22 protein-coding genes are annotated in these 26111 nt (G+C 49.7%); 8 read left to right on the forward strand and 14 right to left on the reverse strand.

The features are described 5' to 3' along the window. Positions 1–96: 96 nt before the first annotated feature. The 9 genes from nuoK to EYQ01_05405 form a co-directional block, all read right to left on the reverse strand. Complete coding sequence (nuoK, locus tag EYQ01_05365) at positions 97–399, reverse strand: NADH-quinone oxidoreductase subunit NuoK (protein ID HIE65228.1); 303 nt, start codon at positions 397–399, stop codon at positions 97–99. Between the two features lie 65 nt (positions 400–464). Next, entirely contained in the window at positions 465–977 is a 513-nt protein-coding gene (locus tag EYQ01_05370) for an NADH-quinone oxidoreductase subunit J (protein HIE65229.1), read from the reverse strand. Further along, positions 978–1541: an NADH-quinone oxidoreductase subunit NuoI gene (gene nuoI, locus EYQ01_05375; GenBank protein HIE65230.1), complete on the reverse strand. Its 564-nt coding sequence runs from the start codon at positions 1539–1541 to the stop codon at positions 978–980. It lies immediately after the preceding gene. Beyond that, the gene (locus tag EYQ01_05380; GenBank protein ID HIE65231.1) at positions 1538–4342 is read right to left on the reverse strand and encodes a 4Fe-4S dicluster domain-containing protein; all 2805 of its coding nucleotides are present in this window, start codon (positions 4340–4342) and stop codon (positions 1538–1540) included. The genes nuoI and EYQ01_05380 overlap by 4 nt, the downstream gene beginning before the upstream one ends. Before the next feature lie 5 nt (positions 4343–4347). Next, positions 4348–5571, reverse strand: coding sequence for an NADH dehydrogenase (quinone) subunit D (gene nuoD, locus EYQ01_05385; protein HIE65232.1), 1224 nt, complete (start codon positions 5569–5571; stop codon positions 4348–4350). Positions 5572–5585: 14 nt separating this feature from the next. After that, the gene (locus tag EYQ01_05390) at positions 5586–6164 is read right to left on the reverse strand and encodes an NADH-quinone oxidoreductase subunit C (GenBank protein ID HIE65233.1); all 579 of its coding nucleotides are present in this window, start codon (positions 6162–6164) and stop codon (positions 5586–5588) included. Next, positions 6161–6640 (reverse strand): NADH-quinone oxidoreductase subunit B, encoded by a 480-nt coding sequence (locus EYQ01_05395; GenBank protein ID HIE65234.1) that lies wholly within the window; start codon positions 6638–6640, stop codon positions 6161–6163. The genes EYQ01_05390 and EYQ01_05395 overlap by 4 nt, the downstream gene beginning before the upstream one ends. Beyond that, positions 6631–7002 (reverse strand): NADH-quinone oxidoreductase subunit A, encoded by a 372-nt coding sequence (locus EYQ01_05400; GenBank protein ID HIE65235.1) that lies wholly within the window; start codon positions 7000–7002, stop codon positions 6631–6633. Before EYQ01_05400 ends, EYQ01_05395 begins: the two co-directional genes overlap by 10 nt. Before the next feature lie 294 nt (positions 7003–7296). Then, positions 7297–7692 (reverse strand): tetratricopeptide repeat protein, encoded by a 396-nt coding sequence (locus EYQ01_05405; protein ID HIE65236.1) that lies wholly within the window; start codon positions 7690–7692, stop codon positions 7297–7299. 362 nt (positions 7693–8054) lie between these two features. On the opposite strand from EYQ01_05405, the gene EYQ01_05410 reads away from it, so the two are divergent. Then, positions 8055–8381: a hypothetical protein gene (locus EYQ01_05410; protein HIE65237.1), complete on the forward strand. Its 327-nt coding sequence runs from the start codon at positions 8055–8057 to the stop codon at positions 8379–8381. Positions 8382–8523: 142 nt separating this feature from the next. Here the strand turns inward: EYQ01_05410 and EYQ01_05415 are convergent, their stop codons facing one another. Further along, positions 8524–10137, reverse strand: a complete 1614-nt coding sequence (locus EYQ01_05415; protein ID HIE65238.1) for a fumarate hydratase — start codon at positions 10135–10137, stop codon at positions 8524–8526. A 176-nt stretch (positions 10138–10313) separates the two neighbouring features. Between EYQ01_05415 and EYQ01_05420 the strand changes: the two genes are divergently transcribed. From EYQ01_05420 to EYQ01_05430, 3 genes are all read left to right on the forward strand, one after another. Then, on the forward strand, positions 10314–13643 hold the full coding sequence (locus tag EYQ01_05420; GenBank protein HIE65239.1) for a hypothetical protein: 3330 nt from the start codon (positions 10314–10316) through the stop codon (positions 13641–13643). Positions 13644–13914: 271 nt separating this feature from the next. Beyond that, positions 13915–15519 (forward strand): ABC-F family ATPase, encoded by a 1605-nt coding sequence (locus EYQ01_05425; protein HIE65240.1) that lies wholly within the window; start codon positions 13915–13917, stop codon positions 15517–15519. Positions 15520–15543: 24 nt separating this feature from the next. Next, positions 15544–16641 (forward strand): DUF2786 domain-containing protein, encoded by a 1098-nt coding sequence (locus tag EYQ01_05430; protein HIE65241.1) that lies wholly within the window; start codon positions 15544–15546, stop codon positions 16639–16641. On the opposite strand, the gene EYQ01_05435 is transcribed toward EYQ01_05430, so the two are convergent. Together EYQ01_05435 and EYQ01_05440 are read right to left on the reverse strand one after the other, a co-directional pair. Beyond that, complete coding sequence (locus EYQ01_05435; protein HIE65242.1) at positions 16624–18729, reverse strand: LPS-assembly protein LptD; 2106 nt, start codon at positions 18727–18729, stop codon at positions 16624–16626. The genes EYQ01_05430 and EYQ01_05435 overlap by 18 nt on opposite strands. Positions 18730–18832: 103 nt before the next feature. Beyond that, a complete protein-coding gene (locus tag EYQ01_05440) occupies positions 18833–20188 on the reverse strand; it encodes a bifunctional folylpolyglutamate synthase/dihydrofolate synthase (protein ID HIE65243.1) in 1356 nt (451 codons plus the stop codon). Between the two features lie 180 nt (positions 20189–20368). Between EYQ01_05440 and EYQ01_05445 the strand changes: the two genes are divergently transcribed. From EYQ01_05445 to EYQ01_05455, 3 genes are all read left to right on the forward strand, one after another. Beyond that, positions 20369–21217 carry a hypothetical protein gene (locus EYQ01_05445; GenBank protein ID HIE65244.1) on the forward strand — a complete coding sequence of 283 codons (849 nt, stop codon included), beginning with the start codon at positions 20369–20371 and terminating at the stop codon, positions 21215–21217. A 72-nt stretch (positions 21218–21289) separates the two neighbouring features. Next, positions 21290–22648, forward strand: a complete 1359-nt coding sequence (locus EYQ01_05450) for a phosphoglucosamine mutase (protein HIE65245.1) — start codon at positions 21290–21292, stop codon at positions 22646–22648. 389 nt (positions 22649–23037) lie between these two features. Beyond that, the gene (locus EYQ01_05455; GenBank protein ID HIE65246.1) at positions 23038–23457 is read left to right on the forward strand and encodes a hypothetical protein; all 420 of its coding nucleotides are present in this window, start codon (positions 23038–23040) and stop codon (positions 23455–23457) included. A 343-nt stretch (positions 23458–23800) separates the two neighbouring features. Here the strand turns inward: EYQ01_05455 and EYQ01_05460 are convergent, their stop codons facing one another. After that, complete coding sequence (locus tag EYQ01_05460) at positions 23801–24142, reverse strand: hypothetical protein (GenBank protein HIE65247.1); 342 nt, start codon at positions 24140–24142, stop codon at positions 23801–23803. 295 nt (positions 24143–24437) lie between these two features. Here EYQ01_05460 and EYQ01_05465 point away from each other — a divergent pair, with 295 nt between their 5' ends. After that, a complete protein-coding gene (locus EYQ01_05465; GenBank protein HIE65248.1) occupies positions 24438–25370 on the forward strand; it encodes a hypothetical protein in 933 nt (310 codons plus the stop codon). 291 nt (positions 25371–25661) lie between these two features. Here the strand turns inward: EYQ01_05465 and EYQ01_05470 are convergent. Then, positions 25662–26111: hypothetical protein (locus tag EYQ01_05470; GenBank protein ID HIE65249.1), on the reverse strand; the 450-nt coding region annotated here is incomplete at its 5' end.

The following is a 26111-nucleotide window of genomic DNA, read 5'->3' on the forward strand; positions in this document are numbered from 1 at the left end:
GACCAGTGGAAGCGCCCCTGCGGCGATGAAGAAAAACAGCGCCGGGTGTATCCAACTAATCATTGTAAACGTCAATCATCGTAAAAATCCTCGTCCTTACCACTTTAAAATATTAAGTTCGTCCACATTTGTCGTTGCCTGTCCCCTGAAGAGAACGATGATGATGGCCAGGCCGATTGCCGCTTCGGCCGCTGCGATGGCAATAACAAAGAGGGAGACAATCTGCCCATCGATGGCATTATTATAATGCGAAAAGGCGACAAGATTGATGTTGGCGGCATTCAGCATTAGTTCGATGGCAAAGAGGATGATCAGGAAATTTCTCCGGATGAGTACGCCAATCAAGCCGATCACAAACATCATGGTCGAGACAACAACATAGTAAGAAACAGGGATCATGACTGCACTCTATCCTTGAGATATACGTTAAAAACGTTACAAGTAATACAAACCTCGGCAGCCATTCAACGGGCCGGGATCTTTTTTGCCAGAACCATTGCACCGACGGCAGCGCCGAGCAGAATGATTCCGACCACCTCAAAGGGGAGGAGATATTCATTGAAGAGAGAGAGACCGATCGCCTCGGTATTTCCAATCGCCGGAGCGGCCACCGCTTCAATGGTTTTTGTGGGTCTTGTTGTCATAATGGTGGATTTAAAAAGTCCGAGCAGGATTTCAACAAAAACAACCACTCCGAAAAATAGTGCAACCCAGGTTTGCTTAAGGAAGTTTTCAGTGGTTTTTAAGTCAAGAAGCATTAAAACAAAAAGATAAAGGACGAGCACCGCGCCTGCGTAAACGATGATCTGGATCGCCGCAACAAATTCGGCGTGAAGGAGGACGAAGAGCCCCGCAACATGAAGAAGGGTGGAGAGGAGTGCCAAGGTGCAGTAGACCGGACTTCGAAGACCGATGGTCAGGATCGAAGAGATGATTGTCACACCTGCGAAGTAGAAAAAGAATAAGCTTTGGGTCATCTAATCCTGTTCCGGATCCGGCGTCACGTAGGAGGGAAAACGATATTCGTACTCTCGGCTGACATCATCATGATCTTCCTGATTATGTGCTACGAGATAATTCTTGGCCTCAACATAGTTCTTTTCACCGATTTCGTAGAGTCTATCTTTGTCAAATAGCAGGGTTCTTTTGTCCGGCGTCGAATACTCGAACATCTTGGTCATTCCGAGGGCGTTGACGGGGCAGGCCTCGACGCAAAAACCGCAGAAGACGCACTTGGTAATGTCGATGTCAAAGTCCGTGGCATAGCGTCTTAAGACATTACCATCCTGATCTTCAGCGCTGACCACCTTGATGCAATGTGAAGGGCAGGCCGCCTCGCAAAGATCGCAGCCGACGCAGCGCTCCGTGCCATCTTCATATTTTAAGAGGCAGAGCGCTCCCCGATGGGTATCCGGGAGGGTAAGCTTTTCATGGGGATAGGGAACCGTCACCACAGGACGAAAAGTATGCTTGAAGGTCAACTTCAGGGCCTTTACAATCTCCATAAAGAAGACCTTATCAATAAGTGCTGAAAACGTCATGGACTCTCCGGGGAAGGCTGTGGAAGCTCTGGTTTTGGTGTAATGACCTTCAGGTCGAATCGCGTCACCTTTTCAAGGGAAACCGCCCCTTTCTTAAGGTAGGGGACATGACTGACAGGGTCAATGACGGCCGGCAAAAGGTCCTTGATGGGGAAGCGATTAAAATGCTCAGGAAATTGAATCAATCCGCTCGGAAGGAAGGAGACAATCTCGACCGGAACCTCGACGCTTCCCAAGGCGGACTTGACCAGGAGCAGGTCTCCTGTCTTGACCTGGAGGTTCTCCGCATCGGTCTCGCCGATCTGAAGTGCTGATTTGTCGTCAATCTTCAACAGCCCCTTGTCCTGCGTTGACAGCTTACCGGAGTGATAAAGCACCTGTTCCCGTGAAAGAAGGAAGGGTGCGGTTTTATTTGTGGCCAGGGTTGTTGACGCGGGGGTCTCATAGCGTTCGGTCACTTCTGAGAGAAAGTTGTTTTTTAAATAGGTATCAAACTGAATGGGAGGTTTTTCCCCACTATAATAGCCTGGGACCCGTTTTGAGATTTCCTGGCGGACATCTTCCGGTCCACCATACTGAAGCCATTGCCCCAGATGCCTCGAAAGCTCTGAGAAAATCTTTAAATCGGAACGGGCCTCGCCGCACGGTTCAAATGCCTGGGAAACCCGATTGACCTCTCCCGCCATATTCGTGAAGGTTCCATCCTTTTCGGCAAAAGTAATTGCCGGCAGAACGTAGTCGGAACCTTCCCCGGTTTCGGTCAGAAAGGGGTCTTGGCAGATGACCAGATCTATTTTTTCAAGGGCTTCTCGCACCTTCATTGAGGCTGGGAGGCTCCCTACAGGGTTTTCACCCACAATGTAGAGGGCTTTGATTTCGCCTCGGTGTGCTGCTTCAATTATTTCCGGCAGGGTCAAGCCGACCCGTCCTTCAATCGGGTCGGGGAGGGAGGCATGCCATTCGGATGAAAAGAGTTGTCTTGCCGAGGCAGAGCTGTATGGGACCTGGCCGGGCAGGAATTCAGGAACCCCGCCCATATCGACTGCCCCCTGCTCATTATTTTCTTCACAGATGGGGTGAATTCCGGCACCCTCTTTTTCCAGTAGTCCTGTAATCATCGCCAGATCGGTCAAGCGAAGGACATTCTCATATCCCCCCTCTTTGGAAATCACCCCTTCTCCCCAGATCAAGGTTCCCCGCTTTGAAGTTGCGAGCAATCTGGCGGCTTCCGATATCTTATCCCAGGAGAGTCCGGTTGAGGCTTCTATATCACTTGTCGATAAAGACGATACGGCCTTCTGAAGAACTTCAAGGGCCGGCGCGTACTTTTCGGCGAAAGGGGAATGAACGAGTCCTTGATCAATGACGGCCTTGACGAGACCCTGAATAAAGGCACCCTCAGAGTAGAGGTTGATCTGTAAAGGGTGTGTCGACGAAAAGCCCATCATGTCGGTTTGACTTGTATCGGCCACGATGACTTTTGAATCGAACTGCGCCATGGCCTTCTTCACGCGGAGCGCGGCGATCGGATTTGTTTCAGTCATGTTTGATCCGACGAGGAGAATGACGTCGGAAACGGTAATTTTGTCATAGGTTGTGGTGGATCCCCCTATACCGAGCGCATGTTTCATTGCCAGAACAGAGTTCATATGGCCGTAGCGGGCGGCGGTATCAATATTGTTCGTGCCGAGGACTGAACGCATGAGCCGCTGGAAGAGGTAGACCTCTTCATTTGTACACCGACCACTGATCAATCCGGCAATCGCCTGACCGCCATGTTCTTCTTTGATGCTGGACAGGCGTTTTCCAATCTGAATCATGGCCGTGAACCAGGGAATCTCAGTATGTTTGCCGTCCTTTTTTACCAGGGGGCGGGAAAGGCGGTTTTCGCTCTGAACGTATTCGAATCCGAATCGGCCCCGGACACAGATACCGCCATGTCCCTCTTCGGGGCCGACCCCTTCTCCAAACTTGGAACGGTAGGAAAGCTCAGAGGTGACCCGGACAATTTTCTGATCCTGGCTCTCCAGGATGAGCGTGCAACCGTCTGAGCAGTAACTGCAAGTGGTTTCCGTTTTTTTGAGCTGCCAGGGCTTAAAGGCATATTTTGAAAAGCGGCTGACAATAGCCCCGACCGGGCAGACGGCGAGACAATCGCCGCAGAATTCGCAGTCAAGGGGGACGCCCCCGTGTGCGCCGACATGGGTCTTCTTATCCTTTTTATAGAAGCAGAGTCGGTCAACAAGCTGCACTTCTTTGCAGACATTTATACATTGGCCGCACAGGATGCAGCGTTCCATATTAAAATCAAGCACGACGCTTCGGGTGTCTTCCGGGATTTCCTTGCGCTTACCCTTCTTAATGTCATAGACGTCTAAGTCATAGGCCATATCCTGTAGTTCGCATTTTCCGTCTGCGTCACAGACCGGGCAATCAAGGGGATGGGTCACGAGGTGCTTTTCAACTGCTTTTTTTCGCGCTTCAATCATTTTTTCCGTGTCGGTCGCGATCACCATCCCATCGCTTGCTTTGGCGGTACAGGAGCGAACCTTGTTTTTCTTCCCCTCCACTTCAACAAGGCACAGTCCGCAGGAGCCAAAGGGGCTGAAGCTGTAGTGATAGCACATGGCCGGAAGTTTAATCCCGATGTCCTTGATGGCCGTGTAGAGCGAGGAGTTTTTTTCGACAACGGTCTTTATTCCGTCAACGGAGAGTTCGACCATTTCTTTCTCCTCGGTCGTAACGTTCCCATCACCCTCAGGTCCTTTCGGCAGCTCTATTTTTTTTGTCTCTTCACTCATCGGGGTTACCTGTCACATTCTCCCATGACAATGTCATAGGTTCCAAAAATGGTGATCATATCCGCGACCATGTAGCCTTTCGCCATGTGATCAAAGGCCCCCATATGTACAAATGAGGGGGAGCGTATCTTCAGGCGGTAGGGTTTTCCTTCTCCCTGGCTGACGATATAGAAACCCAGTTCTCCTTTGTGGGCCTCAGTGCCGCAGTAGATATCGCCCTCCGGTGCCTTGAATCCGTCGGTAAAAAGTTTAAATTGATAGATCATACTTTCCATGTCTGTGAAGACACGGTCCTTGGGGGGGACCACAATCTTGGGGAGATAGGCGAGGTATTCCCCCTCCGGGAGTTGATCGAGACATTGTTTGATAATCTTGCTGCTTTCCTTCATCTCTTCCATGCGAACCCAGTAGCGGTCGTAGGTGTCGCCTTTCGTTCCCAGTGGGACGGTCCATTCGACTTTCCCGTAGGCGCCATAGGGGCTGACCTTACGAAGATCGTAATCCACCCCTGAGCCGCGCAAGGTGGAGCCTGAGAGACCGAAGGCAACGGCATCCTCCCCGGAGATGACGGCGATATCTTTTGTCCGACCCAGCCAGATCCGATTATTGATCAGTAGGGTGTTGTACTCCTCGATCTTAGAGGGGAAATCGGCAAGAAACTGATAAATATCGTCAATGATCTTGGAGGTCAGGTCGCGTTCGACGCCGCCAACACGATACCAGCTTGTCGTCAGTCGTGCACCGCAGAGTTCGTCAAAGAGATCAAGTAGGAGTTCTCTTTCCCGAAAGGTAAAAAAGAAAACGGTCATTGCGCCGATGTCGAGGGCTTGTGTCCCGAGCCAGAAGAGGTGGCCAATGATCCGTTGAACCTCCGCCACGATGGTTCTTAAATATTCGGAACGCTCCGGAATCGTAATGCCGAGCAACTTTTCGACGGCGCGGACATAGGCGAAATTGTTATACATTGCACAGACGTAATCCAGACGATCTGTGTGAGGGATAAATTGATTGTAGGTAATTGTTTCGGCAATTTTCTCGACACCCCGGTGAAGAAAGCCGAGTACCGGTTCCGACTTGACGATCTTCTCCCCCTCGAGGGTCAGGAGGACCTTCAACACCCCGTGTGTCGAGGGATGCTGAGGTCCAAGGTTTAAAAGGAACTCTTCCTTCCTTAAAAGGGGAAGCGCTGCCTTTTTATCATCAACCGTTAGTGGTTCCTTGACGTCCATTGGCCTTGAGATCCTTAGTGAGGAAAATCAAATGTGTCGCGCCAGCCTCGCCCCTGAACCGGGAAATCCTTTCGCAGGGGGTAGCCCTCTTCATAATCGTCGGGGAGGAGAATTCTTTTCAGGTTAGGGTGATTGTTGAAGCGTATCCCCATCATATCATAGACTTCCCGCTCCAGGAAATTGGCACCCCTCCAGATGGGGGTGACCGAATCAACAACACAGTCATCTTCTGCAACCCGTGTCTTGATACGAACCTGGTGTTTTTTCTTGATCGAAAAGAACTCATAAACAACTTCAAACCGCACTTTCTCCCTGAGGTAGTCAACAGATGAAATATGGACCGGGTAGTCAAAATCGAGTTCAGGATCATCCCGAAGAAGCAGGCATATCGAAAAAAGCCCCTCTTTCTTTACCTCGACAGAGAGATCCTTCCGGAAGAGGGTCGCGCTGATATAAGCCGCAGGAAAGGCATCGCGAATTTTCCTGGCAGTCGGATGGTCCTCTCCGGAAACCTTGAGTGGTGGAGGCTTGGGGGGAGGAGGCGGAACCTTTTTTACTTCCCCTGTTGTCTTATCAGTCGTTTCTTCGCTCATGCTTTCACAAAGACCTTCCTTTTTGAGATCTGATCCTGAAGCCGCATGACTCCCTCAATGAGTGCCTCCGGGGTTGGGGGACATCCAGGTATATAGATATCAACCGGGACAAAGCGGTCTACTCCCTGGACGACACTGTAGCTGTCGTAGATATTTCCAGAGGTGGCGCAGGACCCCATCGCAATGACATAGCGCGGTTCCGGCATCTGATCGTAGACCTTTCGAATCACCGGGGCCATTCGGCGACAGACGGTGCCGGCAACGATCATGAGATCAGATTGCCTTGGAGAACCTCGAAAGACCCCAGCCCCGAAGCGGTCAAGGTCATAACGGGAGGCCACCACGGCGATCATCTCAATCGCACAACAGGCGAGGCCAAAGGTCATGGGCCAGAGCGACCACTTCCTGGCCCAGTTCACGGCCTGATCCAGTTTCATCGTGATAAAGTTGGCCTCAAATTTCCCGGTTAATCCCATTCCAACCCTCCTTTTTTCCAGGCGTAGACATATGCAACAAGAAAAAGAGCAATGAAAATAATCATTTCGATCAGTCCAAAGAGTCCGATCTGATCAAAGACAACCGCCCATGGATAAAGAAACGCCACCTCAACATCAAAAATAACAAAAAGCATCGCAATAATATAGTAACGGGCCGGGAAGGGATTTCTGGCATCCGAAATCGGTTCACTCCCGCATTCATATGTAGATAGTTTTTCCTTATAGTTTACCCTTGTTTGAACAAAGTAACTTAAAACAAGTGTTCCCACCCCGAAGACAAGGGAAACCACAATAAAAATAAAAATAGGAATATAGTTGGTCGGTGGGGTGTTTGCTAGCAAAATAGAGGTCACCCAGTGGTTAATAATATTGGCTGAAGACCCTGTTAAACGGAACGATTATATCCTATTGGATGCTAAGGGACATTTTATCTTTTTAAGGGAGAGATGTTCAATAAATAAAAAGGCCTAATCAAGGGCCGAACGCAATAGGCCTTTCGGACTATTGAAGAATTTACCGTAAAAGACTTGATGTAGAAGAAGCCAGAATGCACCCCGGCAGATCTCCTTTTTCCGACCTGCCGGAGTGTGCAATGTCCCCCTTTGATGAACCCCTGATTAAGGTTTATTGAGTCCCTAGAGATTGAGATGTTTTTTCAACACCGCATTATCAACAATCTTCGGGTTGTCTCCCCCAAAGTTTTTTGCCTTTTTGAAGGCCTCCGTTGCGTCCGCGTGTTTTCCCATGCCGTCAAGGGAGATTGCCATATTAAAATGGGCCTCTGCGAAATTTGGTGCCGCCGCCAGGGCCTTCTTGAAATGTTTAAGAGCGATATCGTAATGTCCCTGCACGAGGTGATCGACCCCTTCATTATTTTTTGCGGCCGCATCCCGGTTGCTCATATCACCCGGCGACATCAGTGATGGAATTTGAACCCTGGGGCTCCCGCCTCCGGAACAGGCTGTGATTGCAACGACCGAAATAACCCCAATTAAAAACAATCCGATCTGACGCATGGAAAGTCTTTTCATCGTGTTGCCTCCTTTGTTATTTTACATGCGACGCATGTTGTTTTCGTGCCCTGTTGACCTGCATTTTAACAACTGGAAAGGACACCAGTGCATCCTACTGACCTCATAGTAATGTAAATCGCTTACCTTATTCAAGAGGGGGATGCCTCTGTTCCTGATTTCTGGTAAAAATTGGGTCCTGGTTGAGAAGACAGGATAGAAGTCCCTAAAGACCATTTTTCAGAATCGAAGTAGAAGTTTTCCAACTATTTTTAACGAGATAAGATATTCTGAAAATTATAGTAGCTTCTTGCGGTCTTATCCTATAGTATCGCTATGTTTTTAACCATTGTAAAAAGTATAAGTCTAATGAGGGGTATAAAATGGCAGAAGAAAGAGGATTAAAAAAACCAGTAAAGTTGAAGGCAGAATTGGCCGGTTTTTTAGGAGCCACAGAGCTTCCCAGGACAGAGATTACGAAGCAGTTGTGGAATTACATTAAAGAGAACAAACTTCAAACGAAGACTGAGAATGGAAAACCCGAAAACGCAGGCAAGTATATCGTGGCAGATGCGAAACTTCTCGTAATTTTTAAGAAGACGAAATCTACAAGCAAATCAGGAAAACTGACTGATTTAACAAATCTACAAGAAGGCCAGACCATTGATATGATGCAAATGGCGGCAGTTGTTGGCGCGAATATAGACTGATTGAGACTCTAGGGTGTGGTGAAGGACCCGGAAAGGCTGTTCTCTGGGTCTCCGTAAGGGTCAAGTGAAGGGCTTAAACTTCATCTTAGTGAGTATTGTGGCCTCAGTAGGATGAGGGAGTTTCTTCTCCGGGTATTGAGCCTTAGGCCGATAGCAGTTTGTCGAAGAAGTCATTTCCCTTGTCATCAACGATGATGAAGGCGGGGAAGTCTTTTACGGTGATCATAAAGATGGCTTCCATGCCAAGTTCGGGATATTCAATGGTTTCAACGTGGGTAATACACTCCTTCCCCAGTTTTGCTGCAGGGCCACCGATCGAACCTAAATAAAATCCACCGAACTCTCTGCATGCGTCTGTGACCCGTTTTGAGCGGTTTCCCTTTGCAAGCATGACCATCGAACCGCCTTCTTTTTGGAAAACAGGCACATACGAGTCCATGCGCCCTGCTGTTGTCGGCCCGAAAGACCCCGAGGGATATCCCTCGGGGGTCTTTGCCGGGCCGGCATAGTAGATCATATGGTCTTTGAAGTATGACGGTAACTTTCCGCCTTTGTCGATGCGCTCTTTCAGTTTCGCATGGGCGATATCTCTTGCGACGACAATCTTCCCCGTAAGGAGCAGGCGTGTGGCGACCGGATGTCTGCTCAGGAGGGCTAGAATCCTGTCCATTGGCTGGTTTAAATCAATACGAACCGCTGGGCCTTCCTCTCCTTGAACCTCTGGTAAAAACCGGGCAGGGTCTTCCTCAAGCTGTTCCAGATAAATACCTTCTTTAGTGATTTTTGCCTTAATATTCCGGTCCGCGCTGCAACTAACGCCCAGACCGATGGGGCAGGATGCCCCATGCCGGGGAAGCCGGATGACCCGTGCATCCAGGCAGAAATACTTACCTCCAAACTGGGCGCCGATTCCAAGTTCCTGCGAGACACGGATGAGATTTTCCTCGACTTCAAGGTCACGGAAGGCATGTCCGGCATCGCTTCCTTTTGTGGGCAGATGGTCAAGATAACCGGCGGATGCCAGTTTGACCGTCTTTAATGTCATTTCGGCTGAGGTTCCTCCAATGACAAAGACCAGATGGTAGGGAGGGCAGGCGGAAGTTCCGAGGGTCTTCATCTTGTCTTTCATAAAGTCGATGAGGGCTGTGGGATTTAATACCGCCTTGGTTTCCTGATAAAGAAAGGTCTTATTGGCGGATCCTCCTCCTTTTGCGATGAAGAGAAATTCATAGCGGTCTCCTGGTGTTGCGTAGAGTTCAATCTGTGCGGGGAGATTGCTGCCGCTGTTTATTTCTTCATACATTGTGAGAGGGAGGTTCTGGGAATACCGAAGATTACTTTTTTCATAAGCATTAAAGATTCCTAAGGAGAGGGCAGTTTCATCGGAAAAGTCAGTCCAGACCTGTTGCCCCTTCTTGCCGATGGCGATCGCCGTGCCGGTATCCTGGCACATTGGAAAGATTCGATCTGCGGCAATGACCGCATTTTTCAGGAGCTGCAGTGCGACGTATCTGTCGTTGCGCGAACTGTCAGGGTCATCCAGAATGCCCGCCAGTAACTTCAGGTGAGGCGATCTGTATAGATAGGAGACGTCCGTAAAGGCCTGCTCGGCAAGCAGCGTCAAAGCCTCCGGATAAATGAGGACGATGTCTTTTTCCCCGAACGATTTTATTGAGATGTGTTTATCAGACAGGAGACGATATTGGGTCGTGTCCTGTCCCAGAGGAAACATTTCCTGGAAAGCGAATTCAGTCATGGGTTATTTTTACCCTTCCGTGGAGAGTTGCCCAACATAAGCTTACGATATCATAGAGATTCTGTTATCTCAAGGTAAAGACCTAAGATCCAACAGACGATCTTGGATCAACTTGTTCTGTTTGAGATTATACATTGATTGAGATATGATTATAAGTTATCTCAAATGGAGTACCGATGTTTTTAATCCCTATTCTCTTTTTCCTTTCCGGTTTTACGGCCTTGATTTATCAGATGGTCTGGATGCGGGAGTTGATCCTTGTCTTCGGGGCGTCTATGTTTGCCATCTCGACGTTGCTGACGGCCTTCATGGGGGGCTTGGCCCTGGGGAGCTGGTATTTTGGCAAACGGGCCGACCGTTACTCCAACCCGCTTTTCGTTTATGCCCTTCTTGAGTTGGGGATCGGGGGCTATGCCTTCCTGGTCCCTCTGTTTTTTTCTTCCCTGATTCCGGTTTATCAGACTCTTTCAAATCTTTTCGATTTTTCATTTTACGCTTTCAGTCTGGTCCGTTTTGTTCTGGCGATTGTCATCCTCCTCATTCCAACCGCCCTGATGGGAGGGACGCTTCCGGTTCTGGCACAGCTTTACAAGACAAGAGAGACCGTCGGGAAAGGGGTTGGACTTCTTTATGCTTTCAATACCTTCGGGGCCGTCATGGGCGTTCTCGGGGCCGGGTTCGTTCTTCTCCCGGCACTTGGGCTTCAAAAAACGGTTTTCCTGGCCGCCGTGTTAAACGGCCTGATCAGCCTGGTTGCGTTCTTAATGGGAAGGGGAAAAACAGTCGTACAGCCACCTCCCTCAAAAGATGTGGATTCCTTCGGGGCGAGTCGGGATATGCTTGTCTCGAAAGGGGAGCGCCGACAACGTCAGATACTCTTGACGGTCTTTGCGGTTTCCGGTTTCTCGGCCATGATTTATGAGGTGGTCTGGACCCGGATTCTCACCTTGATTCTGGGGTCGACCGTTTACTCTTACGCGACAATGCTGGCAACCTTTCTTCTTGGGCTGGCCATTGGCAGCTTTCTCTTTTCGATTCTCCTCAAGAGGTTTTCTCAGCCCCTTCTTCTACTGGCAACGATTCAAGGCGGGATTGCCCTCTTTTGTTTTGCCGGAGAATTTATCTTTCCGCTCCTGCCAACCGCCTTCTTTAAATTTATGGGGATCTTTCATACATGGAGCCGGGTTCGGGCGGCCTCTAAATTCCTTCTCTCCGGCGCAGTGATGTTGATCCCGACGATTTTGATGGGGGGCGTCTTTCCCCTGGTGATCCACATTCTGACTTCTAAGGGGGAGTCGGAGAAAAAGGCGCTGGGTTCAATTGTCGGCAGGGCCTATGCGATTAATACGCTCGGAACAATCGTGGGTTCGTTTTCTGTCGGATTTATTTTTCTTCCCCTCCTCGGCATTCAAAAGAGTCTCCATCTTGCTGTGCTCACCAATACTCTGCTCTGCATGACCCTCTGGAGTCTTCTTCGGTCGGAGGGGGCGTCTGCGACATCTTTTCTTCTCCAAAGACGGCGTTGGGGTTTCGGCATCATTACCGCATTTTTCTTTATCGTGATCTTCACGACGCCGACCTGGAATCCCCTCATGATGTCGAGTGACCTCTTTGGGAAGGCCGCATCCCTCGATCTTCTTTATTATGAGGAGGGGATCTCGTCCACCGTGACGGTTGTCCAGCATCCTACCCTGGCGAAGCGTCCTCATCTGACCCTGGCAATTGATGGGAAGCCGAACGCCTCGACGACCGGCGACATGAAGACACAACTCATGGTCGGACACCTGCCGATGCTCCTTGCACCTCAACTTCGGGATGTTATGTTGATCGGTCATGGGAGCGGGATTACCACCGGGGCGATGGCGAAGCACCCTTTTTCCAGACTGGTGACACTCGAGCTTGAACCGGCGGTGATCGAAGCGTCCCGTTATTTTGATTCATTCAGTGGGAACATTCTTGATGACCCTCGTGTGACACTTGTGATGGATGACGCTCGAAATTACCTGCTCCGTAATGACGATCGTTTTGATGTCATTGTCTCTGAGCCCTCTCATCCCTGGAGGAGCGGCTCCGCCAAGCTCTTTACGAGAGAATTTTTTGAAGTCGGGAGAGCGCATCTCAGTGAGGGCGGTATCTTCACGCAATGGATACATTTCTACGGGATCAGGGCGCCAGAGCTGAAATCGGTGATAAAGACCTTTCATTCGGTCTTTCCTCACGTCCTCATATTTTATACCGATTCGGGGGATCTCATTTTGCTGGGTTCTGCAACTCCTTTCCAGATCGATCGAGAGGAAATGTCAAAACGTTATTCCACACAGGCCGTGACAATGGATCTGGCCCGAGTGGGTGTTTATTCCATTTTTGATCTCTGGTCCCACTTTTTACTGGGACCGGACGAGATCGAAAACTATGTTGGCGATGCCGAGCTGAATACAGACGACTTCACCCTCGTTGAGTTTCAAACCCCAAAATCGCTTTTTGAAGATACTATGTCGATTCATATTACCGAAATGAAGGCGGCCGCCTCCAAAGGGAGAATTTATTTGATCGGGAAGGAGGAGCCTCCGGCAGAGCAGGCAGCGGCCTATTATGCCCTCTCAAAAGGATACCTTCGGTTTGAAAAAGAGGATGAAGCGGTTGAGATGATTACACAGGGGCTTCTCCTGAAGACGACCGCGGAAGGGGAATGGCTGCGGGGAGCCGTTTTGGAGAAGGTGAAAGATCTTCAAGGGGCGGAAGAAGCCTGGATGCGGGCACTGGACAAAGATAAAACACATGGAGAGACACTGCTGAGCCTGGCAAAATTTTATCAAAAACAAGGCGCGTATAAAAAGGCGGCCCCGCTGCTGGATTTGCTATGGACGGCCCATCCGGAAATCATCAGGGGCTATTATTATCACGGTGTCAATTTGTATTATCAAGGCAGGTATGAGGAGGCCTTGGAGACGCTTCACCGAAGTCGATTCTTTTCAGAACCCTTTGCCTACTATTACAAGAGCCTGACTCTGGGGAAGCTTGGGAGAGAGAGAGAGGCCAAGCGTTCTCTGGGGGAGTTCATTGTCAGCCTGAACGAAACCCGAAAAGAACTTGAGACGCAACCAAAGAAATACGAAAAGCTCGCGTACCGGGAAACGGTTGCCTGGCGCCGGGAGGTCGGCATTCTGATTCCGGAAGAGGAACGAATGGCGCAGATTTTTGAAAAGATTGTCGGAACGCCCCTCGGCCATCTCTACGGCGGAGCCGGACTTTTCATGCTGGGATTTTTTGATGAAGCGGCGACGGCACTTGAGGAAGGGATTAAGAAGATGGGACGGGTCGCACCCGGAAGTGTGACCTATTACTATCTCGGCCTGACTTATAAAGAATTGGGGCGCTTGGGAGAGGCGGAGGAGGCATTTGAGGCGTTCATCAAAAACCACATATTTGACCCCGAAGATCTCCGTGTCGCCGAGGCCAGGAAAATGCTGGAACGGTTGAAACATGTTTCGGGGAGGAATGCTTAGGGGGTGAAGCGAGGAGCCCAGCTTTGCCATAGCATTCAAAATACTAAGCCCTTGCGAAGAGAGTTTTGCTTTAACGCAGGTATTTTTTAGCCCCCCTGGAAGACTCCCTCGAGTGAATTGCAATATTCCTAAAATTCCCATTGAACATCACCTGCATTCTATTGGATAATGACCTTAAATTCGAACAAGTTGCCAACATCGCCCACAGAGCATTTTCGGGGAACAGGCGGCGTAACAGGAACAAGATAATAACAACTTTAAGGAGTGCGATTTGATTTCTACATCTAATGTTGCCATTCAGTTTGGGGCCAAACCTTTGTTTGAACATGTCTCGGTGAAGTTTTTAGAGGGGAACTGTTATGGCTTGATCGGTGCAAATGGCGTCGGAAAATCGACGTTTATGAAAATTCTCTCCGGAGACCTGGACCCCTCTTCCGGGAGTGTCTCCATTGGCCCCAATGAGCGGCTTGGGAAACTTGAACAGGACCAGTTCGCCTTTGAAAAGGATATTGTTCTGGATGTGGTCATCATGGGGCATGCCGAGCTTTGGCGCATCAAGAAAGAACGCGAGCGGATTTATGCCCTCCCAGAGATGAGCGAAGAAGAAGGTTTAAAGGTAGGGGACCTGGAGGCCGAGTTTGCCGAAATGGACGGCTACACCGCAGAATCCCGCGCGGGCGAATTATTATTAGGCCTAGGAATTCCTATTGAACAACACGAGGGACCGATGAGCGCGGTCGCTCCGGGCTGGAAACTGCGTGTCTTGTTGGCGCAGGCCTTGTTTTCTGATCCGGACATTATGCTTTTGGATGAACCGACGAACCATCTCGATCTCAACGCTATTCGTTGGTTGGAGGATCTGTTGCGGGAGCGCTCCTGTACGATGATTATTATTTCTCACGACCGGCATTTCCTGAACAGTGTTTGCACCCATATGGCCGATCTCGACTATGGTGAAATCCGGATGTACCCAGGAAATTACGATGAATATATGGAGGCATCGACCCAGGTCCGTAACCGTATGCTGGCCAGCAATGCCAAGAAGAAGGCGCAGATCTCAGAGTTGCAAACATTTGTTCGGCGGTTTTCAGCGAATGCCTCCAAGGCAAAACAAGCGACCTCCCGCGCGAATCAGATTGAAAAAATAAAACTTGAGGATGTGAAGCCTTCCAGCCGGGTTTACCCTTACCTTATTTTTGAACAGGAGAAAAAACTTTACCGCACCGCCCTGGACGTCACTGATTTAAGCAAGGGTTATGATGAACCTCTGTTTAATAATCTAAGCCTGTCTGTTGCTCCCGGTGAGCGTATTGCCATCATTGGACCCAATGGTATTGGAAAAACTACGCTGCTTCGGAGTCTCCTTCCTGATTTTGATAGGAAAGGATTAAGCCTGGACTCCGGCACGGCGAAGTGGTCTGAGAATGCCCATATCGGTTACTTCCCGCAAGACCATACCGCGGATTTTGAGAAGGCGATGTCGCTGTTTGAGTGGATGTGCCAATGGCGGCGTGAAGGGGATGATGAACAGGTGGTTCGTGCAACCTTGGGGCGGCTACTCTTTTCTAAAAGAGAGATGGACAAGTCGGTCAAGGTCATCTCCGGGGGAGAACAAGGCCGGATGTTGTTCGGAAAACTGATCCTCCAGCGTCATAATGTTTTGTTGATGGATGAACCCACCAACCATCTCGACATGGAGTCGATTGAATCATTAAATAACGCGCTTGAAAAATATCCCGGCACCCTAGTGATGGTCAGCCATGACCGGGAATTCATCTCCTCTCTGGCCACACGTATTATTGAGCTTACGCCGGAGGGAATTGTTGACTATAAAGACACATACGAGAACTTCCTGCAAAAACAGGGCGTGGTTTAGGTTTAGCTCCCTCTCTCAGCCTCCATGGATAATCTAAACAACCCCCTTAAAATGACCTGGATCAGGCAATTAAAAGAAGACTGGAAGTTGGCCAATTACAGTTATTTTAGAGACAAAATGCGTCTTCCAGACCTTTCCCTCTCCTCTTCAGAAGGGGTTTTAGGGCAGTGGAAAGGCGGTTGCTACAGGTCACTTTCAATCAGCATGATTTTAATTCATACGCACAGATGGGAATATGTTCAGGAAGTCCTCTATCATGAAATGGCACATCAGTATGTCGAGGAAGTTTTAGGGGTTTTAGAGGAAAGGCCTCATGGAGAGGCCTTCAAGAGAGTTTGCCTGGAACATGGGATTGATCCCTCTGCGACAGGCCGCGTGCAATCATGGGTGTCAAAACGCGAAAAGTTGTCCATCGCAAGTTCAGACAAACACAATATAATCAACAAGGTCAACAAGCTGCTGGCCCTGGCTCAAAGTACGAATGTGCATGAGGCCGGGAGTGCCATGGCGAAGGCCCAGGACTTGTTGTTAAAACACAACTTGTCTTTATTGGAAATGCGAACTGAGATAAAATATACACACAAGCAAATCGGTCGCGTGGAAAGGAGGAATCCAATTCTCTCTATCATCAGCGCGATTCTTTCCCGATTCTTTTTCGTTGAAGCAATCTGGACCTTTGGGTATGACGCCCATGAAGATCGGAGCGGTCGGGTCCTGGAGATATGCGGAACCCCGGAAAATGTTGAGATGGCAGAATATGTGTATCATTATCTGCAAAATACTTCTGAGCTGAAATGGACAGCACATAAAAAGCAAGAACAAATAAATAAAAACAGGCATAGAAGGACCTTTATTTACGGGCTTCTGGATGGATTTTACAAGAAGCTAGAGGGGCGTGAGATTGAAAACAGATCGAAGGATCTGGTCTGGAAAGGGGACCCGCAGCTCAAGGCCTTCACCCACAGAAGGAACCCGCGCCTGGTTCGTTCCTCCTCCAGATATTCAAGAAGCTGTAAGGACGCCTATCGTTCCGGAGTCATTCAGGGGAACCATCTGGTCATAAGCAAGGGGATTCCTGAAAGGAGGAAAGGGGAAGTGATACTTCTAGTTTCCCATATTTGACGTGAATAAATTGTTGAACAGACGGGATTTCATTTTTCCCAGGCCTTTCAGGGTAATTGAGAAGGTAAATTCGTCTCGATCTTTAAAATCGAGATAAGTTAAGACAATCCCCCAACATTCCGCTTCATAGAAGATTTCATAATCAATTTCAACCAGTTCCTTTGCATCGGCATCAAAGTAGGTTCTGTTCCCGGCACCGAATCCCCAGGGGGATCTGACGAGAACAGATCCTGTCCAGAAGGAGATATCCGAGGGAACGTCTTCCGTGTTTCTGAGGTAAAGGGGATTGAAAAGGTCTCCTTTTTTGGGAATCGATCCGGCGCGTGTCGATCTTTGTCCAAGAGCCAGGTTCACATAAGGCTTGAGTTTGAATTGGAGATCGCTGTTGAACGAGCTCAGATGGGAATCATGCAGATTATAGAATGAGTCAAAGGACAGCGAGACAGAGGGGAAGGGGTTTAGCGTCAGCTCGCCATGGAGGTCGGAATAGGGGCGGGAATCAGGAAAGTCGGAGCGTGCCGTGTCGATCCGATAAGTTTCTGTGAGTCGTAGCGATCCTATTTCTTCCAGTCGTCCACCTCTGCTGGTTGTTAAAAACCGCTGTGATATGGAGACTGTGATGGCATTTCGGTTTGCAATGCGGTCGACCTCATCAAATTGTGGAATATCCCCTTTGTCTTCGACCTCGATGTATTCATAGAAGATCGTGGGGGAGATCATATGGGTGAAGGTTTCGCCATGCCGGGAAAAGAGGTTTTCTAATTTGATTCCACTTGGGATGATTTCATGGCTGATTGAGTGATCTTTTAAAATTCCCCGGCTGTACCAGGTTTCACGAAAACCGGCCCAGGGGGTCAATATACCTAGGTATGGTATTGAGACGGGGAGCGAGATCTTCGGGTAAACATCCACCCGTTTTGCGCTCAAGCCGGTCTGCCTCCAGAAGTTGACAGCAGTGCTTTCAAAGTGAAAGAAAATCGGCGCAGTACCAATGCGGTGTTCATTGAGGGTATACCCGATTTCAGGCAGACGCTGTAGTGTTGTGCTGTTGGTGGTCGTTGTAAGGTTTTGTGTGTAGCGACCCAGAAGGTAGGCGTAGGATTCGTCTCCTTGATACGCCAGAATAAAGTTTGATTCGACTTCTTGAAGGGCACGTTCAAAGGTTTGGTCGGAGAGATCCTGGAAGTGGGTGACCTTATTGATATGCCGTGCATCGAGCCTTGCTTCGATTCTGTTTGTGAACCGGTGCTGAAGGGCATATCGTACCTCCCAGCGCGCGATGTTGTTCTCCCGATCCAGAAAATAGTCCCCATAGAGTGTCCCTCTTGATTCGCTTGAGAGAAGATAGCGATACTCGATTGCCAACCCGTCTCCCTTGCTTCCTCGGTGCTCAAGCGAAAAGGTTGCGTCCTTGCTCTTGGAGATGGCCCAGAACAAATTCTGCTGATAACGAAAGCCATAGCGCGAACTATAGCCCGCGCGAGGGACGAGGAGCCCGGTCTGCCGTGTTGTCTTTACAGGATAAATTAGGTAAGGAAGGTAGAAAATCGGGACATTTCTCGCATAGAATACAACATTTTTTGCAACAACATACTTATCAAGAGTGATTCGAAGGTGTTGTGTGCGGATAATCCAGGCAGGATCATCCTCGCATTTACATGCGGTAAATGAACCGTCGTGCAGTTCGTAACGGTCAAGCGCGCTTCGTTCAATCCGCTTTCCCCGCAAATAATAGTTGTCACTTTTGATGAAGAGACGCCCTTTGTTCAAGACACCCAGCTTCGTGTTGATATCAAATTTGGCCTCAACGGATTCGGCGAGGTTTTCACCGTCAGTGAAATAGACATTTCCGGCGGCACGTAATTTCCCAAGAGTATGATCAAGGCGAATCGAATCGGCCTTTATCTCTGTGGTGTCCTGTTGAATGACGACAGAACCTTCCGCAAGAAAAAGGTCTTTCTCTTTCAGATATTCGAGCCGGTCCGCTGTAAGGCGGATCTCTTCACGCGGGGCCGCAAGGATGGGGCGAGCGGGGATCATGAGGAAGAGTGACAATGCCAGAAGAAGGAACGGCATCCTCGAAAGCATTGTAAAGCGTTGATGTCGGCGGCTTGATTTTTCAGTGTGTGTGAGGAGAATGTGGGTTTTCCTTCTTGCTGAAGAGTTGCCTTGGATAGAGGCGTGGTCTCATCTACCCGCGAATCAGAGAGGGGCTTGTTCCTGTTAGGAGGGCCTTGGCCTCTCCCACGGTGTAGAACGATCCGGTAATCACCAGCGTATCTTCGGGCCGAATGAAGGCCTTGATATAAGTCAGGGCGTCGAAAACCTTTTCTCGTACTGTGCAGGAAGGAAAACCCTCTCTTGAGGAGGTCTCTTTTGAGACGCAGAGAACAGAGTCCATGATTTCATTCGGATCAGCGGCCCGCTTAATTTCGGGACGGGAAAAGATAAAAGCATCTGTCCAGCCGATCAGGGGAGAGAGAACCTCCGGGATGTTTTTGTCAGACATCATCCCGATCAACATCCAGTGTTTTCCGCTTCGGTCTGGATCAACACGCGAGAGGAATTCTCCCAGTCTCTTCGCGCTGGATGGGTTGTGCGCGCCGTCGAGCAGGAACAGGGGCTGTTCCTGGAGGATTTCCAGTCGGCCCTTCCAGGAAACCTGTCGAATCCCCTCAAGGAGATCCTGTTCCGAAAGAGGAACGCCGCGCAAACCGAGCTGTTCCAGGAGGCCGATCGCCACGGCGGCATTGTCGATTTGGTGTCGGCCCAGGAGGCCGCATTCAACGCGCCGTTCTTTGAGTCCATCATAGTCAAAGCGCGAGGGTGCGTTAAACCGGATCGGCTGTGCCGGATCTGTTATGGAGAGTGTGATTTCATGCCCGAGGCGGATCAGGGGCGCGTTCCTCTCGCGGGCCTTCTTTTCCAAAACAGTGAGAAGTTCGGGTTGTGATACCGAGGTGACGATAGGGGTACTTTCTTTAATGATTCCAGCTTTCTCGGCTATGATTTCCTCGAGTGTCGTTCCGAGGTACTGCTGATGGTCCAGGCCGATGTGGGTGATTCCGGTGACGAGCGGGGACAGAAGATTGGTGGCATCGAAGCGCCCGCCCATGCCAACCTCCACCACGGCTAGATCGACTTTCTTCTCGAAAAAAAAGAGAAAGGCCATCGCGGTCGTGAACTCAAAAAATGAGATCTCCTCCAGAAGGCGAGGCACACGGAATTTTATCTTTTCACGGATATGCTCTGTGAGTTGGACGATCTCTTCATGGGAAATTGGAACCCCCGATACAACGATCCGTTCCGAGAAGTCAATGAGGTGAGGCGAGGTATACAGTCCGACCGTAGACCTGCCCTGGATGAGTGCGGATGCGACCATCGCGGCAGTCGACCCTTTGCCGTTCGTCCCTGCAATATGAACAGACTGAAATTGATGTTCCGGATGCTCAAGGAGGGTGAGGAGGGCATCCATCCGCTCAAGGCCGGGTCGAACCCCATGACGCTGTAATTGATAAAGGTATTCCAAGGCTTCTGTATGAACCATCAAGGCTTCCCTGAAATCAAAATAACTACCACAATCTGGAAAGGGATTGCAAATACGGGGTGGATCATGGCTCTTTTCGTACAAAAGTCCGGTTTGTTTTTCTAGTGAACTTGAAATTCGTTGATATTTTCCACAGAAGTGAGGTAGAATACTACAAATTTTTTGATATGGAGGAACGGCATGGTTTTAAGGAAGATTCTGGTTGCAGTATCGATGGTTTTTATTGCTTTTTCACCCTGGACGGTTTCGGGGCTTCTCGCGGATGCGGGAGATGAGGTTGCGAATGTGAATGGCATCTCTATTACGACGGAGTTGTTCGAAAAGAGAATGGGCCGCTTGACCGGTGAGGGACAGGGAAATTTTAATACTTTTGGGGGCAAAAAGGAGTTATTAGATATTATGATCGCCCGGGAGGTCTTGAGTCAGGAAGGGAAACGGCTGGGTCTGGATAAATTAAAGGCCGTCACGGACCGGATTGAAGAAATTGAGAAAGAACTAATCATTAACGAAGTGGTGAACCGGATTGCAAAGGAAAAGGTCACCGAAACAGGAATGAAGGCCTACTATGTCAAGAATCGAGACGACTTTAGGGAGGTCCATGCAAACCATATCCTGTTGTCGACGGAAGAAGAGGCAAAGGAGGCGAAGAAGAAGATTGATGGAGGTGCCGACTTTGCAGTTTTGGCGGGTGAGATCTCAAAAGATCCGGCGAGTAAGTCGAGAGGAGGAGATCTTGGGTTCTTCACAAAGGACAGGATGGTCAAACCCTTTTCTGATGCGGCCTTTTCGATGAAGACAGATGAGGTTCGCGGCCCGGTTCAGAGTGCCTTTGGATTTCATATCATCAAGGTTGTTGGCGACAGGGATCCGAAGAAATTTGATGAACTTTCTCCGGCCCAACTCCAGAATCTTCGTGGTGTGATGATCAACTGGGAAATTGATCAACTTAAAAAGAAGGCGAAGATCAGGGTCAACGAGGAGGTTCTTCGCCACGCGGCTTCAGAATCAAAAGAAGACCATTCTCATTAAATCCAGGATCAGCAATTGGATTTTGTGAGAAACCCTCAAGTTGCCTGTGAAGGTGATGGAGCGTTCTGACTTATGCGAAAGCTCTTTGGAACGGATGGGGTTCGGGGTATTGCCAACGTTGAGCCGATGACGGTTGAGACGGCCATGAAGTTGGGCCGTGCCGCGGCTCACATCTTCAAATACAAGGCGGGCCGTCACCGGATTGTCATCGGAAAGGATACCCGCCTTTCCGGATATATGCTCGAGTCGGCCCTGACCTCGGGTATCTGTTCAATGGGGGTGGATGTTCTCCTCGTCGGTCCGCTACCGACACCTGCCATTGCCTTATTGGCCCGGAGTCTCCGAGCCGATGCCGGTGTTGTTATCTCTGCCTCGCACAACCCCTTTCAGGACAATGGAATCAAGTTCTTTTCCAGGAATGGATTAAAGCTTCCGGATGAAATGGAACTCCAGATTGAACGGCTCCTTTTTTCGGGTGAAATCGATGCTATTCGCCCGACAGCCGGTCAGATCGGAAAGGCCTTTCGAATTGATGATGCTGAGGGAAGATACATTGAATTCGTAAAAAACTCACTGCCGAAAGGGCTCGACTTTCAGGGCATGAAGGTCGTCGTGGATTGTGCCAACGGGGCCGCGTACAAGACAACGCCGACGGTATTGAGAGAATTAGGGGCCGATGTCATTGTCCTCAGCGACAATCCGGACGGAACCAATATTAATCTCGACTGTGGGACCCAACACCCTGAAAATTTACAGAAAGCGGTGCTTACACATCATGCCGACATCGGGATTGCCCATGACGGCGACGCCGACCGCGCCCTCTTCGTGGATGAATCCGGCCGGATTGTTGATGGAGATGCCCTCCTGGTGGCCTTTGCGGAGGCCCTTCATCAAGAAAAGGATTTAAAGGGGGAGGTGTTGGTGACGACCGTCATGAGCAATATGGGGGTTGAGGTCGCACTCCGGTCAAAAGGAATTCAGGTGCTTCGAACCCCGGTTGGAGATCGATATGTCCTTGAGCGGATGATAAAGGAGGGCTATAACCTGGGAGGTGAGCAGTCGGGTCATGTTATTTTTCTTGATTACAATACGACTGGCGATGGATTGATTACAGCGCTTCAACTTCTCTCTCTGATGAAAAGAAGAAATGAGCCTGTTTCCAGCCTTATGGCCTGCATGACCCCTCTTCCGCAGGTCTTGCTGAATGTAGAGGTTCAGAGGAAAGATGCGCTTGATGGTATCCCGGAGATCCAAAAGGCCATTCTCTCCTGTGAAGAAAGGTTAAAGGAAACGGGAAGAGTCCTGGTCCGATATTCCGGGACGGAGCCTCTCCTTCGGATTATGATTGAAGGGCAGGAGAAGGAAGAGATCTTAAGGATGGCGGAGGAATTGGCCGGGATTGTAAGGGAGAAAATTGGGTGTCCCAGATGAAAAAAGGGTTCATCGCCATCATGTTTTCATTCACTCTTCTTTCGGCCATGTCTATCGGGTCCAGTGCGACTCCTCTTGATGAAGTGTATCAAACACGGCATAATCTTGTCGCGCCTTTTCTCTCTTCTTCAAATGTTTGCACCGTTTGCCATACGGAATCCATTCCCTCCCTCGGAGGTGAGCAGCATGGAAAAGGTCTTGCGGAAGGAACGAAGCCCGTTCCGGGCGAGTCCGGGAAAAGGGTCTCTTCTCCACCGCTCTGGAATACGCGGGGGGCGAAGCCTTATGATATCGCCGCGAATCTGCCGCTGAATAAACGGACATACAATCACCCAGCCGGTTCGTCCCTGGTCTGCCTTGCATGCCATGATGGCGCACTGGGTAAGGACATGCATGGCATCAACGTCGGAAATCCCCGCGTTGCTGCCTTCGGAAATATCCCATGGACAGGTTCAGTCGGGGCCAGAGAGGCACCGCCTTTGAGTCGCGTCGATCATCCGATCTCTATCCTTTATCCGAGAAAACCAACGGGCATATTTGTCCCGGTTAATCCGACCGTCACCCGTTCCCGGTATTGGGCGCTTCCAAACCGGCATGTCGGAGGATTCACCCTGCCGACATCGGGAACGTCTTCCTACCTGGATCTCCCTGTTGAAAATGTTTCTTCAGCTGAACATCTTTCAACCCTCGTCCGTACCTCCTCCGGGAGGGTCGAGTGTGACAGCTGTCATGACCCGCACAGTGAAAAAGTCCGGCCTTTTCTTAGGGTGCCCTCCGCGACGCTTTGCCTTATCTGCCACGACAGATAATTTAACTGTTCAGCACACCCCTCTTTTCCTCCAAGGCGGCGTTGCTGTGGTGCTCGAATCCTCACGCATAAAACTACGCTGTGGTTCTGTGCTCCTCGCGCCTTGCCCTGAAGAAAAATAGTGGCATGTTGAACAGTTAAACCTCTTACCCAAGACCGGCGTTTGGATCTTGGGATAAACCGTCAAGTCGTCTGGAGGACAAGGCCAGAGGCCATAAGGGTGATCGAAGCGTACTCACCCGTACGTTGAGGAGGCCGTTGGCCGATAACGCAGTCATTTCAGGCGGATGGGTCTCGCTCTAGCAATCGGCGGTTTCTAATTCCGCAATCGCGGAATTAGGGTCTTACTCGAATTGGGCGGCGTATTGCAGGTAGGTGTTCAGATGTGGATATGTGTTTGAATCGAATGGGGAAAAGGTGATCCCGAAGGCGATAAAGTTACCGTCCATGTGGGCCCAGACGGTCTTTCCTGTGATGGTTTCCGAGGCGGCTTCTCCGCTGCGTTGAGGAAAAGTGATGCGGATTGAGATCGCATTCCCTGCCTGAACGATATCCCGCGTATACCCACCGATTCCCCCATCATTGATATTGCCACGGAGAATCTCAATCTGCTGATTCGTCTTCTTTTGTAGAAGCCCAACTTGGAGCTGAAGCGGTATCCGGCTAGAACCTCGTCTTTCTTCCATGGTCGGGAAGTTATCTTATTATAGGGAGCCTGTCAAGGAAAGGGATTCGTACAAATTTCATAATTAGGTTTTAATAAGATCGTATCGTTTTTCTTGACAATATCGGTACATCAACCAATTTTCTGATTTTCAGAGGTTCATGTATAAACTGGGTATGAATGTTGTATCGTGGTCCACTTCTTGCAAAAACACGCAAAGAGTCACGATATTTTAAGCCGAGGGGTAGCTTGAATTGATGAATAAACTTATTCCAAAGAGTCGGGGAATGAAGATCTTATTCTTTTGCGTAGTGATCTTGACTGTACTATTCGAGGCACCCCCTTTGCGTGCGGCCCCCCTCCAAAAGACGAATAAGGATACCCGAAGAACAAGTTCTTTTTATGGAAAGATTGAAACCGGCATTACATATGACAGTAATATCTTCCAGAGCAAGATTAGAGATGTCTCTGACCAGATTTGGAAAGCAAGAGTTACCTTTACCTACCGAATCAACAAAGTAAGATGGACTGGATTTGCCATCCGGAATCAATACATCGATAATTCAGAGCTAAGCAATACTTTTTTTATGGTTGGTGTTGTACGCCCTTTTGGTTCGCGGGATTTTGGAAGCCTATTTCTCCGCATTCGTCCAACGGCCCTTCTCGATTTGGAAGAACGAAATAGCGTGCCTTTGAGGTGGAAGTCGAATGGATTCAGAACCCGTTACTCTAGAAAGTTAACATCCTTATTGAAGGTTGGCCTCTCCTTTTCATACGATCGTCTCGACTATACGGAAGGGTTTGACGCGAAAGACTCTGATCTCATCAAAATTGGCCTCTTTCAAAATTATAGATTTAAGCGTTCATGGTATCTTCTCGGCGAATATACCTTTGAAGCAGGATTGGCCAGAGGGGGGGCTTCCGTCGACCCGAATTTCCAGGATGATATCTCCTATCGGGCCCATGTTGGTGCCGTTCAGGTGTCTTATCAATGGATGCCATCGACCAGTATACGAGTCCGTTACTGGATTCGAAGTAAGGCCTATACAACTGATCTTCCTCTAACAGTTGAGAGATTCCATCCCGGGCGGACAGACACCAACCATCTCATTCGTGTCGGGCTCCGGTACAAAGCAACCCCTAAGGTGATTATTAACACTCGTCTCATGTATCTATGGCGGAACTCTACAGATCCTAGAGTGAAATATACTAAATCCATCTATACCGTTTCAGCTTCCTACCAGTTTTAATCTTCTTTCAAGTCGTAGTCCAAGAGTCTTGGTACAAATTTGTCCTCCCTTCGTCTAATAAGTACAACCCATTCCCATTGCTAAAAAACCAGCAGCATTGATAGTTTTCTGCCCGATTTCAATCTAAATTCTATTTAATCCTGGTGGTATGCCTAGGAAATTGAGATAGATCTTTTCGGCATCGAGATTGCAATAGCACCCTCAAAACAACGCAATTAAAAAGAAACCAATAATAACAGAAGGAGAAAAGAATGATTCGATTCAAAAGTGGATTAATGTTAGCTGCTGCACTTATGTTTGCACTTCTTGGGACGACGACCCCGGCATTTTCACTGTCAGGGTCCCCAAACGATGCCCCGGATGCCCCGGATGCCCCGGATGCACCTGATGCCCCGGACGCCCCTGATGCCCCGGATGCCCCGGATGCACCTGATGCCCCGGACGCCCCTGATGCACCTGACGCCCCGGATGCCCCGGATGCCCCGGATGCCCCGGATGCCCCTGACGCACCTGATGCCCCGGATGCCCCGGATGCCCCGGATGCCCCTGATGCCCCGGATGCCCCTGACGCACCTGATGCCCCGGATGCCCCGGATGCCCCTGATGCCCCTGATGCCCCGGATGCCCCTGACGCACCTGATGCCCCTGACGCCCCGGATGCCCCGGATGCCCCGGATGCCCCGGATGCACCTGATGCCCCGGACGCCCCTGATGCACCTGACGCACCTGATGCCCCTGACG

The sequence above is a fragment of the Candidatus Manganitrophaceae bacterium genome (assembly GCA_012960925.1).
GTDB lineage: Bacteria > Nitrospirota > Nitrospiria > SBBL01 > JAADHI01 > DUAG01.